15 protein-coding genes are annotated in these 16,571 nt (G+C 61.6%); 3 read left to right on the top strand and 12 right to left on the bottom strand.

Translation table 11 applies throughout. The features are described from left to right. Positions 1-4 precede the first annotated feature (4 nt). Positions 5-1,009, bottom strand: a complete 1,005-nt coding sequence (locus FP2506_RS01615; protein WP_007065616.1) for an MBL fold metallo-hydrolase — start codon at positions 1,007-1,009, stop codon at positions 5-7. Between the two features lie 117 nt (positions 1,010-1,126). Between FP2506_RS01615 and FP2506_RS01610 the strand changes: the two genes are divergently transcribed. Both FP2506_RS01610 and FP2506_RS01605 read left to right on the top strand, forming a co-directional pair. Further along, positions 1,127-1,834, top strand: coding sequence for an ABC transporter permease (locus FP2506_RS01610; RefSeq protein WP_007065615.1), 708 nt, complete (start codon positions 1,127-1,129; stop codon positions 1,832-1,834). Next, positions 1,831-2,640 (top strand): ABC transporter permease, encoded by an 810-nt coding sequence (locus FP2506_RS01605; RefSeq protein WP_007065614.1) that lies wholly within the window; start codon positions 1,831-1,833, stop codon positions 2,638-2,640. Before FP2506_RS01610 ends, FP2506_RS01605 begins: the two co-directional genes overlap by 4 nt. A gap of 34 nt (positions 2,641-2,674) precedes the next feature. Here the strand turns inward: FP2506_RS01605 and FP2506_RS01600 are convergent, their stop codons facing one another. The 11 genes from FP2506_RS01600 to FP2506_RS01550 form a co-directional block, all read right to left on the bottom strand. Further along, positions 2,675-4,081 carry an L-serine ammonia-lyase gene (locus FP2506_RS01600; protein WP_007065613.1) on the bottom strand — a complete coding sequence of 469 codons (1,407 nt, stop codon included), beginning with the start codon at positions 4,079-4,081 and terminating at the stop codon, positions 2,675-2,677. A 170-nt stretch (positions 4,082-4,251) separates the two neighbouring features. Beyond that, positions 4,252-5,952: a PQQ-dependent sugar dehydrogenase gene (locus FP2506_RS01595; protein ID WP_007065612.1), complete on the bottom strand. Its 1,701-nt coding sequence runs from the start codon at positions 5,950-5,952 to the stop codon at positions 4,252-4,254. Then, complete coding sequence (locus FP2506_RS01590; RefSeq protein ID WP_007065611.1) at positions 5,945-6,400, bottom strand: DUF2231 domain-containing protein; 456 nt, start codon at positions 6,398-6,400, stop codon at positions 5,945-5,947. The genes FP2506_RS01595 and FP2506_RS01590 overlap by 8 nt, the downstream gene beginning before the upstream one ends. Positions 6,401-6,578: 178 nt before the next feature. Continuing rightward, a complete protein-coding gene (locus FP2506_RS01585) occupies positions 6,579-8,804 on the bottom strand; it encodes a xanthine dehydrogenase family protein molybdopterin-binding subunit (protein ID WP_040489289.1) in 2,226 nt (741 codons plus the stop codon). 5 nt (positions 8,805-8,809) lie between these two features. Then, a complete protein-coding gene (locus FP2506_RS01580) occupies positions 8,810-9,781 on the bottom strand; it encodes an FAD binding domain-containing protein (RefSeq protein WP_040488829.1) in 972 nt (323 codons plus the stop codon). Next, complete coding sequence (locus FP2506_RS01575) at positions 9,778-10,326, bottom strand: 2Fe-2S iron-sulfur cluster-binding protein (protein WP_007065608.1); 549 nt, start codon at positions 10,324-10,326, stop codon at positions 9,778-9,780. Before FP2506_RS01575 ends, FP2506_RS01580 begins: the two co-directional genes overlap by 4 nt. A gap of 206 nt (positions 10,327-10,532) precedes the next feature. Continuing rightward, a complete protein-coding gene (locus FP2506_RS01570; protein WP_007065607.1) occupies positions 10,533-11,132 on the bottom strand; it encodes a DUF447 domain-containing protein in 600 nt (199 codons plus the stop codon). Between the two features lie 34 nt (positions 11,133-11,166). Beyond that, the gene (locus FP2506_RS01565) at positions 11,167-12,600 is read right to left on the bottom strand and encodes a DUF6513 domain-containing protein (RefSeq protein ID WP_007065606.1); all 1,434 of its coding nucleotides are present in this window, start codon (positions 12,598-12,600) and stop codon (positions 11,167-11,169) included. Between the two features lie 51 nt (positions 12,601-12,651). After that, on the bottom strand, positions 12,652-13,305 hold the full coding sequence (locus FP2506_RS01560) for an amino acid kinase family protein (protein ID WP_007065605.1): 654 nt from the start codon (positions 13,303-13,305) through the stop codon (positions 12,652-12,654). 112 nt (positions 13,306-13,417) lie between these two features. Continuing rightward, complete coding sequence (locus FP2506_RS01555) at positions 13,418-14,515, bottom strand: (5-formylfuran-3-yl)methyl phosphate synthase (RefSeq protein ID WP_007065604.1); 1,098 nt, start codon at positions 14,513-14,515, stop codon at positions 13,418-13,420. Beyond that, positions 14,512-15,147: a DUF3280 domain-containing protein gene (locus FP2506_RS01550; protein ID WP_050764964.1), complete on the bottom strand. Its 636-nt coding sequence runs from the start codon at positions 15,145-15,147 to the stop codon at positions 14,512-14,514. Before FP2506_RS01550 ends, FP2506_RS01555 begins: the two co-directional genes overlap by 4 nt. A gap of 126 nt (positions 15,148-15,273) precedes the next feature. On the opposite strand from FP2506_RS01550, the gene FP2506_RS01545 reads away from it, so the two are divergent. Further along, positions 15,274-16,569 (top strand): ABC transporter substrate-binding protein, encoded by a 1,296-nt coding sequence (locus FP2506_RS01545; protein ID WP_007065602.1) that lies wholly within the window; start codon positions 15,274-15,276, stop codon positions 16,567-16,569. The last annotated feature ends 2 nt before the right edge of the window (positions 16,570-16,571 follow it).

Here is a 16,571-nt window from a genome sequence, read left to right as displayed (position 1 = left end):
CCTTCTAGCCCTCGATCACATACTCCCAATCGGAAGGAATGAAGCGATAGGCCTCGTTTTCGCGGTCGCCGGTCACGACATGGCCAAAGCTCGGAAACGCAATATGCATCCCGGCTATGCGCGTTCGATTGCTGGCAAGTTCCTCAAGGATTCTCTGTCGGGTTTCGATAGCCTGCTCCGGATTGGCATCGAAGGCGATACCAACATCGGGGCGCGCAAACTGTATCGGCCCCACATGCACGATATCGCCCCATACGAAGAGCCCGTTCTCAGCCTCCCCAATCATGAAGCCAGTGTGACCCGGCGTGTGACCGAAGAGTTCCCGAGATGTGATCCCTGGAACGACCTCATTATCGCCGCTGAAGGTCTGGACCTTGTCGCCGGTGGTCTCCATCGCGGTGCGGGCCGTATCGAAGAATCCCCTCGCCGACTCCGGTGCGGCGTCCCGGTTTTCCGTCGAAGTCCAATAGTCGAACTCGGTTTGATGAACGTGGACGTTGGCGTTCGCGAAAGCGAGTTGGCCGTCGATGACGAGACCTCCGACGTGGTCGGGATGGAGATGCGTCATCAGAACGTCGGTTATGTCAGTGGGCTGAAAGCCAGCCTGGCGGATTCTCTCGTTCAGCTTGCCCATTTCGGGAAAGGCGCCCGCCCCTCCGGTGTCGATGAGAACAAGCCGGTCGGCCATCTCGACGACATAAGCGTTGATGCCGGTCGTCACCGGGGGGTCGCCTTGAAACTTGCTGGCCAAGAGGTCTGTCGCGGCGTCCGCGTCGATGTTCGTCAGGAGATCGAGGCTGATGTCCAGATAGCCGTCAGAGATCGCCGTGACGACGTGTTCGCCGACGCGGGTTCTCTGTATCGGAAGAGCTTGCACACGGGTCGAAGTGCTCGACGCGTCCACCTCGGATGTTTCCGCGTCCTGCGCGGCGGCGCTACGCGTCAGGAAGTTGACGAAAACCGGAGCACTCGCGGCACCGGCAAAAAACGTGCGGCGGCTGAAAGCCATTTTCTTCCTCCGTCATGGTTTAATTCACGTGTGAACTTATCGCGACGGCGTTTTGCGGCAACGAAACGGATCGTTTCAATTGCACTCGCTGCGGGTCCCCTGAAGGGATGGGCCTGAATGGAAGCACTTACACATCTTGGCTTCGGCGAGACCGGCTGGGGCGACGATATCGCCCATGGTGTCTTCGTCACCGGTTCGCTGGCCGTCTGCACTCTGCCCATTGGCCTCGCAGTCGGGTTCCTTCTGGCGCTAGCCAAGCAGTCGGGCGACCGGCTTCTTTTCATCTCGGCCAATATCTACACCACGATCTTTCGCGGGCTGCCCGAACTCCTCACACTGTTCCTCGTCTATTTCGGCGTTAACAACCTGCTGAAGAGCTTCTCGGACGCGACTGGGCTGCCGGACATCGCCCTCTCGAGCTTCGTCTCCGGCATGATCGCTCTCGGATTGGTCTTCTCCGCCTACGCATCAGAGGTCTTCGTCGCGGCCTTCAGGGCAATCCCGCGCGGCCAGTACGAGGGCGCAAATGCGCTCGGCATTGGCTCCTTCATGACAATGCGGCTCGTGATCTTCCCGCAACTCGTCCGCATCGCCCTGCCCGGGCTGTCGAACCTCTGGATGATCCTTCTGAAGGATACGGCGCTCGTCTCGGTGATCGGGCTGACGGACATTTTGCGACAGTCGCAAATCGCCGCGCGCGTGACGCGCGAGCCGTTCCTCTTTTTCGGAACTGCAATCCTTCTTTATCTCGTCCTGACGTTGATCTCATCGATCGCCATCGGGCGGATCGACCAGTGGTCCAAGCGTGGCGAGGTGTCACGATGACCGATCTCACCGCTTCCGCACCACCATCGACAGAAAAGAAGAAACCCGGCCTTGCGGGTATTCTCTTCGCCGGCTTCTGGGTCGTCGTCTTCGCCTCGCTCGCCTACTATCTCGCGGCAAGCTGGAATTCCGACCTCTTCGCCCGTTACGGGCTGCCATATCTCGAAGGGCTCTGGGTCACAGTGTCCCTCGTTGTCTCGAGCTTTGTCTGCGGTGCGATCCTTTCGGTACCAATCGCCTTCGGGCGTATGGCAGAGAGCCGAACTGCGCGGGTGCCGTCCTTCCTCTTCGTCTACTTCTTCCGCGGTACTCCGCTGATCGCGCAGATCTTCCTCGTCTATTACGGCTTCGGCGAGTTCCGCGGCTTTCTGGACTCGATCGGTCTCTGGTGGTTCTTCCGGGAGGCCTGGTTCTGCGCGCTCTTTACCATCGCCCTCAACTCGGCTGCCTATCAGGCAGAGATCCTACGCGGTGCGATCGAAAGCGTGCCGAAAGGCCAGTGGGAAGGTGGACGTTCGCTCGGTATTTCGCGCTCCGTCATATTCTCGCGGATTGTGCTTCCCCAGGCGATGATCGTCGCCCTGCGCCCCTATGCCAACGAGCTCATCCTTCTGATCAAGGGCTCGGCGATCGTCGCAATCATCACCGTCTACGACCTCTTCGGCATCACGCGGCAGGCCTATGCACGCACATTCGATTTCCAGACCTATGTCTGGGCGGCCGTACTCTATCTTGTGGTCGTCGAAATTCTGCGGCGCCTGACGAACTTCGCCGAGGCGCGCGTCACGAGGCACATGCAGCGATAGGCGACCCCCGCTCTTCAGGCTTATCTGCCCGCTTTCAGCACTCCGGCAGGTTGACCGCAAGGCCGCCGCGGGAGGTCTCCTTGTAGCGCTCAGACATATCGATGCCGGTCTGGCGCATGGTCTCGATGCAATTGTCGAGCGGCATGAAGTGGGTGCCGTCACCGTGGAGGGATAGAGAGGCGGCAGAGACCGCCTTGATCGCACCGAAGCCGTTTCGCTCGATGCAGGGCACCTGGACCAAGCCGTTCACCGGATCGCAAGTCATGCCGAGATGGTGCTCCAGCGCGATCTCTGCGGCATTCTCGATCTGCTCGTTGGTGCCCCCCAGCGCCGCGCAGAGGCCCGCGGCGGCCATCGCCGAAGCCGACCCCACCTCACCCTGGCAGCCGACCTCAGCTCCAGAGATCGAGGCGTTGTGCTTGACGAGTGCGCCGATGGCGGCGGCCGTGAGCAGAAAGATGCGGATGCCCTCGTCGTTCGCGCCGATGCAGTGGTCGCGGTAATAGCGGATGACCGCCGGCACAACACCCGCGGCACCGTTCGTCGGCGAGGTCACGACGCGCCCGCCAGCGGCGTTCTCCTCATTGACGGCCATAGCATACACGGAGAGCCAGTCGTTCTTTGAATAGGGCTGGGTCTGGTTGCGGCCTTCGTCCGCCCTCAACCGGTCGGCGATGCGCTTCGCGCGGCGCTTCACGCGCAGGCCGCCGGGCAGTTGCCCCTCCTGCGCGATGCCGCGATCGATGCAGTCCCTCATAGCGAACCAGATCTGGTCGAGCCTGTAGTTCAGCGCAATGCGATCGAGATGGATCTCCTCGTTGGCGCGCTTCATCTCAGCAACGGTAAGCTTGGCCTCGCGCCCCATCTTCAGCATCTCGACAGCCGTGCCGAAGGGATAGGGGTAGCCGAGAGCCTTCTTGCCTTCTTCGAGCCCCCCTTTGCGTCTTTCCGCCGAGGCCGCGAGTTCGGCTTCCGACATCACGAACCCCCCGCCGACTGAATAGTAAATCGATCTGAGGATGCGCGTTCCGCCCGCATCGTAGGCCTCGAACGTCATTCCGTTCGCGTGGCCCTCACGCGGTGTGTCGTAGTCGAAAACAAGATCTGTCGCCGGATCGAAGGCGATTTGGCCGAGACTTTCGACCTCGACAACTTTGTCGACCTTCAGCTTTTCAAGACGCGGCTGGATGTCGTCCGGATCGATCCGATCGGCCTGTTCGCCGAGGAGACCGAGGCAAACAGCATTGTCGCTCGCATGGCCCTTGCCGGTCCATGCGAGCGAACCGTGCAGCCGCACCCGCAGGCGCACCGGTTTCACTTCGCCATCGGTCAGTGCACGCACTTCGTCAAGGAAACGGGTTGCTGCCACCATCGGTCCGATCGTGTGGGAACTCGACGGACCAATACCGATCTTGAAGATGTCGAAGACGCTGATGAACATGGGTGCCCTGCCGGTTTTCCGTAGCAGCTACGCTGCCACAACCAGTCAAGGCAATGAAATAGGCGACGCCCATGCCAAAGTGCGCGACCTTCGGCGGTGTTCGATGGGCGGAAGCTGGAACAGGGAGAGGCGGCGTTGAGAACCGCCTCCCCCGGTACAGCATTCAACGGTTATTGCGCTTCCTCCGGAGCAGCGTCCACCGTTCCCTCCGGCAGAACGGCCGGCGCGATGTCGGTCTGGGACGGTTCGGTTGCGGATCCGGAAGACTGGTCGCCAACGGACGCATCCGCATTCGTATCGCTCGATTGGCTATCGGACATAGATGCATCCGAGTCAGTCGGCTGCTCAGAATCGGATTGCTCGCTGGAGGTCACCGGTTCGTCGGCAGCGCTCGCCCGGGAAGAGGCCTCACTGTCGGAGCCAGCCACAGCGCTTCCCTCGCTTGATGTCGAATTGTCCTCAGAAGAACTGACTGCGCCACCGGCTTCTGCCGTCGAGACACGGTCCGTCCCGATCACCTCGTCGGTTGTCGACCCATCGGCCGCTGCAACGCGCCAGACCGTGTTGCCGGAATCGTCGGCAACAAGCAGTGCGCCGGTTCCGTCGATGCCGACGCCGACTGGGCGGCCGCGCGCCTCGTCGCCGTCGAGGAAGCCGGTCACGACCTCCTGCGGCATGCCGGCAGGTTCGCCGTTCTCGAACGGCACGTAGACCACGTGATAGCCGTTGAACTGATCGCGGTTCCAAGAGCCGTGCTCGCCGATGAAGGCGCCGTTGGCGTATTCCTCCGGTAGGGCCGAGTCGTTGGAGAAGGTCAGCCCCAGCGCGGCGACATGGCTCGACAGCGCGTAGTCCGGCGAAATCGCCTGCTCCACCATGTCCGGCCGGCGCGGCATCACGCGTTCGTCGACATGGTCGCCATAATAGCTCCATGGCCAGCCGTAGAAGCCATCCTCCTCGACCGAGGTCATGTAGTCCGGCACGAGGTTCGGCCCGAGCTCGTCACGCTCGTTGACGACGGTCCAGAGTTCGCCTGTCTCGGGGTGGAATGTCAGGCCGTTCGGATTGCGCAAACCTGATGCGTAAACGCGCGAAGCGCCGGTTTCGCGATCGATCTCCCAGATCGCCGCCCGGCCCTTCTCAGCCTCGAGACCCCGCTCGACGACGTTGGAATTCGACCCGACAGAAGCATAGAGCATCTCGCCGTCCGGGCTCAGCGCCAGATCCTTCGTCCAGTGATGGTTGATCGGTCCGCCTGGTAGCGGCGTCACCAGTGTAGGCTGCTCGCTGATCTGCGCCTGACCAAGTTCATAAGGATACGAGATGACGGCTTCGGTCGTCGCGACGTAGAGCGTGTCGTCGATCCAGGCGACGCCGAAGGGTGAAGCAAGTCCCGTCAACAGATCTGAACGTTCATCGACCTCGCCGTCGCGGTTCGTGTCGCGAAGGAGTGTGATCTTGTTGGTCTCAGGCGGGTTGCCGCCGCCACTGCCATGGGCCATCGACATGATCCAGCCGCGGATATAATCCTTCGGCCGGTTCAACGGCTTGCCGGACGGCCCCTGCGACTGGACGACAAGTACGTCGCCGTTAGGCAGGGTGTGAACGGTGCGCGGATTGCCGAGATCCTGCGCGTAGGGCGTGATCGTCAATCCGTCCGGTACGGTCGGCGTTTCGCCGTCTTCCCAGCCAACGACCGAGGCGACCTTCATGTCCGGCATGATGTCGTTGGTCGGTTCCGGCAGGTACGGATCAGCGCCAAATTGGCGGGACAAGTCGAAGTCGCCGTCGCTGCAGGCACCTAAAGTCAGGAGTACGACGGCACTCGTCGAAACTGCGAGCGTACGGGTGGTACGGACAGATTTATTCATAGTTCGAAACTCCAACACCATACTTGAAAACAAGGGATCGACCGAGCCAGGACGTCATTGCGACGACGATCACCGTTACCACTGAAAGAGCGAGCCCCCACGGCATCACGGCCGTCCAGCCGTCGCCGGCGTGGACGAGGCTGTTCACGAAGGCGAGCAACATCGCGGCGAGAAAGCCGACGGCATAGGGCCAGGTCGAAGATTGCTCACGGATGCCGCGGCTGCCGATCAGGTCAATGATCCCGGCGACCAATGCAATGCCACCGAAGACCAGGCCGGCCAGCAGGAGCCACGCGGAAAAATCCTGCCACATCAGATTGGTGGTTAGGACGTAGAAAATGTCGGTGAGTAATGCCAGCGAGAAGCAGACGGTCGGAAATTGCGAAAACATCGCATGGACCGGCTGCCCGCCGATCGACGCAGTAGAATGGGGATGCGGATAGTCCATTGAGAGGCGTCCCGTTCGTTCGGAATTGAGTTTCCCTCTCGATACGGGTCGAGGCGCGAACCGGTTCCCGCGACAAAGCATCAAACGCTTGGCTGCACAGGTTTTTTGCAGAGAAGCCGACAAAAGACGGGGCCGGTTGCCCGGCCCCGTCCGGGAAGTTCGGTTTGGGGCTGCGTGGTCAGGCAGCTGTCAAATAGTCGTCGGGAAGGCCGGCGAGCACTTTATCCAGGGTCGCCGGGTAATCGCGAATACGAACTCCACATGCGTTATAGATGGCGTTGGTGATCGCAGCACCGACGCCGGCGATAGCAAGTTCGCCTATACCCTTGCCCGCAAGCGGGCTCGCATGCGGGTCGCGATCCTCGAGCAGTACCACTTCGAGGGCCGGCACATCGGCATGAACCGGCACGTGGTACTCGGCAAGATCATGATTGACGATCAGGCCGTTGCGCTTGTCGATGACGAGGTCTTCCTCGAGCGCGTAGCCGATGCCCCATATCTGACCGCCGTAACATTGGGACGTTGCCGTCTTCTCGTTGAGAATGCGGCCCGCTGCCCCAACGGTGAGCAGACGGCGAATACGAGTCTCTCCAGTGACAACGTTGACGCCGACCTCGCAGAAATGCGCGCCGTAAGAGGCCTGATGGGTCTCCTCCGCCTGCTTGCCGGGTTCGATCTTGCCCGTGACAGAGATCGTCTCCCCCTTCAGGATATCGGGGAGCGGGATCTGCTTGTTGCCGAAAATCGCATGCCCGTCCTTGAGGGTCAGTGTCTCGGCATCTGCGTCGAGGCGGCTGGCAAGCTCACGGATGAGCGCGAGCGAAGCGACATATACCGATGAGCCGGCTGAGTTCGCCCCCCACGAACCACCTGACCCCGAGGACGCGGCGAACCGGGAGTCGCCCAGTTCAACATCCACCATGTCGAGCGGCAGGCCGAGCATTTCCGCGGCGATCTGCTGAAGGATCGTATAGGTGCCAGTGCCGATATCGGTCATGCCGGTACGCACCGTGGCGCGGCCATCGGATGACATTTCGATCTCTGCGGCAGACGGCATGAGATCGTTCTTCCGGCTTGCTGACGACATCCCGTAGCCGATCAGCCACTCGCCTTCTCGTCGTGATGCCGGCTTTTCCGGTCGATCCGACCAGCCGAAGCGTTTTGCGCCTTCGTCGATGCATTCCATCAGGCGACGCGACGAGAACGGCCTGTCGTCCTGCGGATTAACCTCCGGCTCGTTCATGCGGCGAAACTCTACCGGATCAATGCCCAGGGTTTCGGCGAGCTCATCGAGAGCACTCTCGGTCGCAAGCATACCCGTCGCTTCGCCCGGTGCACGGACCGCGGAAGTCATCAAGACATCGGTCTCAACAATGTTGTGGGCAATGATCCGGTCCTTGCCCGGATAGAGAAAGAGAGAAGATATGCCGGAGGGCTCGAAGAAGCCGTTGCCCGGTGAGTTCGTCGTGTCGGTCTCGTGTGCGAAGCAGGTGATCTTACCGGCCTTCGTCGCGCCGATGCGCACTCTCTGAATTGTCTCCCCACGGCGCGACGTCGCCTGGAAGACGTTCTGACGCGTGAGTGCGATCTTCACCGGCTTGCCGATGGCGATCGTCGCGTTCGCGGCCATGACCGCATCGGGGCCGAGACCGAGCTTGGAGCCAAAGCCCCCGCCAATATAGGGGCTGTGGACGGTGATCTTGTCCTCGTCGATCCCGGTGTGCTTGGCGATCTGGCCGGGAGCGGTCTCGAGGAGCTGATGCGACGTCCAGACCGTCAGATGGTTGCCGTCCCACTTTGCCGTCGTCGCGTGCGGTTCCATGGCCGCCGCCTGATAGGACGGCGTCGTATAGGTCTGGTCGAACTGGACTTCGGCTTCAGCAAAGGCGTGCTCGAAATCGCCCCGCGACTGGTTCGGCGTCATCGGCATCGAATCCGGCTCGCGAACCGTGTGGCGGTTCGTGATGTCGAAGCGGCCTTCCGTCTCGGAGTATTCCACCTTCACCAGCTTCGAGGCATGGCGGGCGACCTCGAACGTGTCGGCGATGACGACCGCCACAGGCTGATTGTAGTGGAAGACTTCGCCATCGATGGTTTGGGCCGCCGGGGCCATCGGTTGCGAGGCGGCACGCACGATTTTCTCGCCCGAAATGACCTTCAGGACACCGGGAACAGCCTCGGCCGCGCTGGTGTCGACCGACCGGATCTTACCGCGTGCGATGCTCGCCGGCACGATGAAGCCGTAGGCTACATCCTCGCCGCCGAGATGCTCGTAGGCATAGGGCGCGGTGCCCGACACCTTGAGCTTGCCCTCGTAGCGGGGCGCACCCTTGCCAATCACCCCTTGCGTGTTGCGATCGAGGCGCGTCTCGCCGATCGCTTCGTCCATGACGTGCTTGTTCATATCGTTCACGCTCCTTGCGTTGCTTCGGCGAGCACGGAAATGAGGGTGCGCCGCGCGAGCGGGATCTTAAAGTCGTTCTCGCCCTGGCCTTGGGCTTCGGCGAGGAGGGCATCGGCCGCGTCTTCGAAGAGCTTGCGGCGCGGCCCCTGGCCGACCAGCATTTCCTCGATCTTCGGATCGCGCCACGGCTTGTGTGCGAGACCACCGAAGGCCAGACTTGCCTCCGTGATGGTATTGCCGTCGGTCTTGATGATCGCGGCGACGGAGACGAGAGCGAAGGCATACGATGCCCTGTCACGTACCTTGCGATAGACGTGATAGCCCGACTTCGGCTTGGGCAGTCGAATGTTGACGATCAATTCGCCTTCTTTGAGTTCGTTCTCGATATGCGGCGTATCACCCGGCAAGCGGTAGAAATCCTTCAGTGGGATTTCACGCTCGTGTCCGTCCGCCTGCTGGGTCTCGACCACTGCATCGAGAGCCATCATCGCGACCGCCATGTCTGACGGATGGGTCGCAATGCAGTTGCTCGACTGGCCGAGGATTGCATGAATGCGGTTGAAGCCGCCGATGGCGTCGCAGCCCGAACCCGGCTCGCGCTTGTTGCAGCGCCGAGAGGTCTCATAGAAATAGCCGCAGCGGGTGCGCTGAAGGAGGTTACCGCCGGTCGAAGCCTTGTTGCGAAGTTGCCCGGAGGCGCCCGCGAGCAGCGCACGGGAGAGGACTTCGTAATCCCGGCGGATGCGCTCGTCCGCAGCAAGCACGGAGTTCGTCACGAGCGCTCCGATCTTGAGGCCACCGTCCTCGGTTTCCTTGATCTCGTTCAGTGGAAGCCGGGTGATGTCGACGAGTTGCTCGGGCGTTTCCACCTCGAGCTTCATCAGATCGAGGAGATTGGTCCCTCCAGCGATATAGCGACCGCCGAGCGTGCGAGCTTCGCCCACGCTTTGTGCGCGGGAATATTCAAACGGTCTCATGCGGGCTCCTTCGTCTTGCCGGCAGCGGTCTCGATCGCGTCGACGATGTTCGGATAGGCAGAGCAACGGCAGAGGTTGCCGCTCATGCGCTCGCGGATCTCGTCGCCCGACAGTTCGGTACCGGTCTTGATGTCCTTGGTAACGTGGCTCGGCCAGCCATCGCCGATCTCGCCCAACATACCGACGGCAGAGACAATCTGGCCCGGGGTGCAGTAGCCGCACTGATAACCGTCATGTTCGACGAAGGCGGCTTGCATGGGATGGAGGTTTTCGGCGGTACCGAGACCCTCGACGGTGGTGATCGTATCGTTTTCGTGCATCACCGCGAGGGTGAGGCACGAATTGATGCGACGACCATTCACGAGCATGGTGCAGGCCCCGCACTGGCCGTGGTCGCAGCCTTTCTTCGATCCGGTAAGCGCGAGATGATCGCGGCAGGCATCGAGCAGGGACGTACGCGGATCGATGTCGAGCGTGTGGTACCTGCCGTTAATTGAAAGTGTGACGTTCACTGGGATTTCCCTTCGCTTGTCGGGACGTTCCATCCGGGCACTTCGGCCAAGGCTCCAGATTGGAACGGTTCGAAGTCCTGCGGGAAACTAAGCGGCGTGCGAAAAGGTTCGAGGGTGAACGCTGTTTTCCTTTAGCGGCGAAACGCCGCCCGAGTTTTCAGAGGGCCGGAACACTCAGCGTGTCGTCGCTACTGACAGAATCGCTTCAGTGAATAAGCGCATACAGCACTCGCTCGGCTTCAAGCCGAGTCGTCGGCTTCGACCACGGCTTCCATCTCCACCCGCGCCAGATGCTCGATAATCTTCTCCAGCAGCCAAGCGAAGGCTTGGTGCTCGGCCGGGCCGGCGGTCTTGTCGACGGCGATTTTCAGGTAGGCGATCTCGTCCTCGATCTTCTCTGCGGGCAGCATGTGCAGGCGCGATGCGAGGATCGCGGCTTCGAGGACGGCCGCCTTGGCGCGGTTCATGCCGGTGAATGGCGCATGGGTTTCCGATGAGACCACCTTGCACCGATAGCGGGGGCGCTGTTCGTCCTCCTCGACCTCGACGACGTCGAGAACGTCATGAGACAGCGCGGCCTCCAACCGGGGGATGTCGCAGCCGGCGATGTCCGTCAGCGGCCAGTCCTTTCGACCGGTGAGGCAACCGGCGAAAATCAGGGCATCGTCGGTATAATTGACGACCGCGCGGCGGCTTGCCTCGATGTTTTCGAGCGTCGTCGAGGGGCGGAACGGGGCGACGATCCAGTGCTCGCCGTCCTGAATGATGCCGAGCGGTGCGATATGTACCTCGCCATCCGCCGATTTCGTCGTCAGCACGCTCTCGCGGATATAGGGCATTCCATGTCACTCCCGTCACAACGGCGACCGCGGCTCAGGCGCACGAGCCGCCGCCGCTTTTTGTCTTTCGTTCTTTTTCGGTTTTCGCCTTCAGCGTATGGCCGGCCTTTTCCAGCCGAGTCCGGTCCTCTTCTCTTACTGCTGCGCCCACGCCGAAATCGAGCGGGTTGTCCTGCGAATAGCGTTTGCCGAGGCTCCACGCGATCTCGGCTTTCTGGAGTTCGGCGCCGAGGTAGAAAGCGTGGCTTACATCGTCACCGACGTCGATATGAGGGAAAAGGTCGAAGGCATCGCGCTCGATAGCATGGACGTCGCGATTGTAGAGGTGGATGCCGCGCTCACTGGTTTGAATCCGGTAGTTCCGATCCTTCACATCGGCCACCATTTCGGCGACCTCTTCTGGCGTCGCCGCAAAGGGGCGCACATCGTGGATCTGGAGAAGACCGGGTCCATACCCGCGCGGTAGCGCGTTGTCACGCTTGGCCGCATAGAGCATCCGCCGAGCGAGATCGTGCTCGGCGATCGTCTTACGCGTATGCGGACTGACATGAACGATCAGCAGATGGCCGATGTCGAGTTCCGAGCAGATGCCAAGCAATGTGGCGGTAATTCCGGATGTGTCTGCATCCGTCAGTTCGGTCAGATTCCCGGTGCCCATCAACATCTCGATGTCGGGATAGCGCTCGCGGATCTGATGATAGCGCACGAGCGAGGCGGAAAAGCCGAAGTGAATCGGATCAAGGATCGGGTCCGCCATAAAGCGGATACCCATCGCCCGCGCCTTCTCGATAGCGCGGCCAAGCGAGGCCATGTCATGCGGCACTGCCGGGACCAGAACCGGCATCACGTCATAGCCCTCCGCCAGATCAAGCGTCTCCTCGGTGAGTGAGAGCACATGATCGGCACCGGCGGCGATCGCGCGCCGCAACTCGTCGCGATCGGCGGAGTCGACGCTAACCGTAAAGCCTTCGGACTTCAGGGCGGCGATCGCCTCCTCCATATGGTCGAAAGGGGTGTCCGGCAGGCAGCCGAGATCAATGACGTCGGCACCTTCCTCCCGCATCGGCCGGGCGCGGGCGACAATTTCGTCCACGGAAAGCGCCGATGCATCGACGATTTCGGCGAAGATTCGCATAGCATGCTTAGAAAGATCCGGCGGCGGGCCCTTACGGCCGAGATGGGCTGGCAGGTCGGCCAGTTCATCCGGCCCGCGCTCGAAGGGAACGCCGAAGCTTTCTGAGAGCCTGCCGAGATCGGCACGGCAGCGGCCCGGCAGCATCACCCGGTCGGCCTCGACAGGTCTCTGCAGTCGCCGCTCGATGATATCGCCCGTCGCAAGCGCCGCGACCTTCACTCCGATGTCGGCGATCGCCCAATCGAACTCGGTCTCGCCGAGACTTTCAAGCAGACGTTGGAGCCGGGGGCGGGCGAGATGCCCTGTCAGGAAGAGAATGCGTTCGCGCGCCATGGAGCGCTATGTCGGCGAAACAGCGAGCTTTGCCAAGCCTTCGCGATCAGCCTATTCGGCAGCATGAGCCTGGATGCCCCGCTCGCGCCGCAGCGTCACCGGGATTTCCTGGCCGGGTATCTCACCGACGGCAAAGCGCCGAGCGGCCGTAGCGAGATCGGAAGGCCCTGCGACATAGAGGCGGGTGCCGAAGGAAACCATCTCAGGAAAGGCGTCGTCGACGATGGCCGCGCGGGACAAGGCATCGACGGTCGAATTTTCCGGGACGTCGATGAGCTTGACCAGACAGAGCTGTTCAGCGCCAAGCTGCTGCTGGATCCAGGCGGCGAGCGAGTCGGAGGTCACCGACCAGTTCTGGGGTATCTCTTCGGCCTTCATCACCATGTGCCGGGGCAGCCAGACCGGGATGTTCCCATTATTCAACGCGGCATGGATCGCTTCGATCGTTTCAGCCTTTACGAACCGCTCTGACAGATTGAGTAGCACGCAGCCGAACTGCTCCATCGCTAGAACCGACATCTCGTGTGCGGTCGCGTCGTCGTAACCGAGCCGCGCCTGCATCTTGCGGATGGCATCCGCGAAGGGGCCACCGCCTGGTACGACGACGGTAGGCTCGCTCGCGTGTTCGATCGCTTTGATCCAGCGTTGAAGATTGGGCGAGCGGACGGTGCTGCCGCCAAGTTTGACCAGAGAGATACGCTTCATTCGACACCCAATCCGAAACGCTTGGAACGCAGCAATTCATGCGGGGGGTCCCAGTCTGCCGCAATAACGTGATCGTTACAACATGCTAGGTCACCAAGAAAGCCAGGCGGCTTCATTCGCCAATCGCCGCACCGCGGCGGACGATTTCGACGCCAACGGCGCCCGGTCCAAGCCCGAGCTTTTCGACGCGGACCGTGATCTGTCGAACCCGCCGATCCGAAAGGAGCGTCTCGGCTAGGCGTATCGCCAGCTCCTCCACGAGAATGGTGTGACCGCGCTCGGCCAAAGCTTTGATCGCGTCGATGATCACATCGTAGGAATAGACGTCGGCCATGTTCTGCGCACTCGCTGGGATCGGCTCGACCACGGCCTCGACCGAAAACCGCACGTCCTGCCGGCGTCCGTGTTCGTGAGCATAGGCACCGATCTCCAGCGGCAGGACAAGATCCTTCACGAAAACCCGATCTCCGGACACGCCCTCATTCGGGCTCTTCTGCTCGGAAAGCGGATGGTCGCTTGCTCCAGCACTTCGGCGGAAATCGCCGGAAATCAACGCGGCGATCTCGCGGACGCGGCTCTCCTCGATCAATGCGTTTCGTCCGCCCTGCGTCAGCGCACCCCGAAACCCGAGGAAATCAGGTTCAAGTGGCGCAAGGCGGGGAATATCCGGCCCCTCCAGAGAGCCGGCGAGCCCGACCATGAGGTTGCGCGTCTTCGCCCGCCCGACAAAATCACGAAGTTGAGCTGGCGACAGATGCCGCGTCAGCCCGCCGGCGCCTTTCTCCATCGTATCGAGCATGACACCTGAGAACCCACAAGCCGCTAGCTTGTCGAGGATATCGAAGTCCGGAGCCTGATCGCCAAAGAGCACGGCGATCATAAGGCTTTTTTCGCCGAACTCGGCCGCCGCTTCGATGACAGACTGCGTTGCCTCGGGGCTTGCCGGAAAGAGCCCGATCTTCACGAAATCGGCTTCCAGCCGCGCTTCGACCGCCTTGCGGACCACGTCAGGTTCCATCGGGAGGTTGCCGGCGACGGCAGAGACCGGGCGACGGCCGCCGACCGTCGCAATCGTACGTGCGATCAGTTCCGGTGAAACACCGCCGAGTGCGCCATCAGCGGGATTCTTCAGGTCGATAATATCGGCACCGCCGCGCAGCGCGGCGAGCGCCTCGTCAGGATCCGATACGCTGGCAAGAAACCTTATCAAGAACGGCTCTCAAGCTGTTCCTTGAGGACGTTGTCGAAGAGGTAGTGGAGGCCACGCTCCCAGCTCTTGTCCGTATTGGAACGGATATCGGAGCTTCCGCGCGCAATCTGCTTACGGCTTTCGACATCGTAGACATAAGCGTTGATGTTCAGGATCAGATTCGAAACCTTCTGGACCGTACCAAGAACAGCGATATCGGCTCCGAGATCCTCGGCGAAGGTGAGCCCGCAATTGCCGCAGGACTGCAAGTTGACGCCCGCCACTTTCTCGTCGGCCGAAGACGTGTCCATGATTTCGTAACCCGGGAGGGTCTCGAAATCGTCTCGCAGCATCGGCGCCATCTTTTGGAGGCGCGCCGTCTCGTCCGGATTTTCCCCCAGCATGTCACCTTCCAGGCTCGAATCGATCAGTTCGAAGGGGAAGATCGCGACCTTTTGGGTCACCTCGCTGGATGCGGCCACGTCCGCATCATCGGCCGTGGGCTCGGACGTGCTCTCGCTTGCCGCCGGTTCGCTCGCAGGCTTATCCTGCGCCGTCGCTGGAGCCGCTGTCATCATTGCCAGCAATACGACAACGGGAAAAAATCCAGCTTGTCTTGCCCTCAGGGCTTCCAGAACATTGCTGTAAAACATGGATGAATACCTCCCGGAGCGGTGTCCGCCGTTTCGTGCCATAGGTTTAACGCGCGCCATGCCGCGATCAAACCCACAAACGGCGGACGGAGGCGATCATTGGGACGAGGAGGACCTAAACCGGCCATGACGAAGAGACCGACGACCAAGTTCATACGAACTGCTCTGCTCTCCAGCTCGCTTGCCCTTGCCATCGCGGCCGGGACGGGTCCCGCATCCGCGCAGGATGCTGGTGGGGCGCCAACCTCCGAAGCACCAGCGCCTTCGACTGCGGAGCCGGCCGCTACGACTGGCAATCAGCAGCAATTGTCCGAAGTCAAGATCGGCTATCTGAGGACCTACGAGCGGACGCTCGCACTTTCGGTTCTGGACATACCGCCGGAGGATATCGGCGTTGCCGGTGCGCGGGTCGGCATCGCCGACAACGACACGACCGGCTCTTTCATGGGCCAGAAGTTTACGCTCGAAGTGGTGACCCTCGCGCCGGGCGACGACCCAGCGCCGGCGGCGCGGGAAATGCTCGACGCCGGGATCCACTACATCGTGACCGACCTCAACGCGGAGCATACGCTCGCGGTCGCGGACCTCGCCGCCGAAGACAACGCCCTCGTATTCAACGCCGGCGCCCTCGACACGCGGCTGCGCGACGCCGATTGCCGGGCGAACATGCTTCATACCGCGCCATCCTACGCGATGCTCGCCGACGGCCTCGCGCAATATCTCATGTGGAAGCAGTGGCGGAACTGGGCGCTGGTTGCCGGCGAACACGAGGATGACCAGCTCTTCGCCGAGGCGTTGAAGCGCGCAGCGACAAAGTTCGGCGGCAATATTGTCGGCGAGAAGACGTTCGAAGATGCCGGCGGGGCGCGCGCAACTGATTCCGGTCAGGCGCTCGTCCAGCGCCAGCTGCCGGTCTTTCTGCAGGACCTTCCCGAGCACGAAGTGTTGCTCGTTGCGGACGAGTCCGAAGTCTTCGGCTCCTATGTACCCTGGCGCACCTGGGTGCCACGCCCAGTCGCCGGCACCTCGGGTCTCACTCCCGGCTCCTGGCATCCTGCGAGCGAACAATGGGGCGGCGCACAAATTCAGAACCGCTTCGAGGATGCTTCAGGACGGCGCATGGAAGCGAAGGACATGCAGGCCTGGACGGCGGTGCGCGTAGTCGGCGAGGCTGCCTCTCGCACCCAATCGACCGATCCTGCGGTGCTCGACGAATTCATCAAGTCGGAAGATTTCGCCGTTGCCGCATTCAAAGGAGAGCGGCTGACCTTCCGGGACTGGAACTGGCAGCTACGCCAGCCGGTACTACTCGGCACTGAAGAGTCAGTCGTTTCTGCTTCGCCGCAGGAAGGCTTTCTCCATCAGGTCTCCAATCTCGACACAATGGGGCTCGACCGGCCGGAAAGCGCGTGCTCTTTCTGATC

The sequence above is a fragment of the Fulvimarina pelagi HTCC2506 genome (genome assembly GCF_000153705.1).
Lineage (GTDB): Bacteria > Pseudomonadota > Alphaproteobacteria > Rhizobiales > Rhizobiaceae > Fulvimarina > Fulvimarina pelagi.
This window is presented reverse-complemented; position numbering and strand designations above follow the sequence as displayed.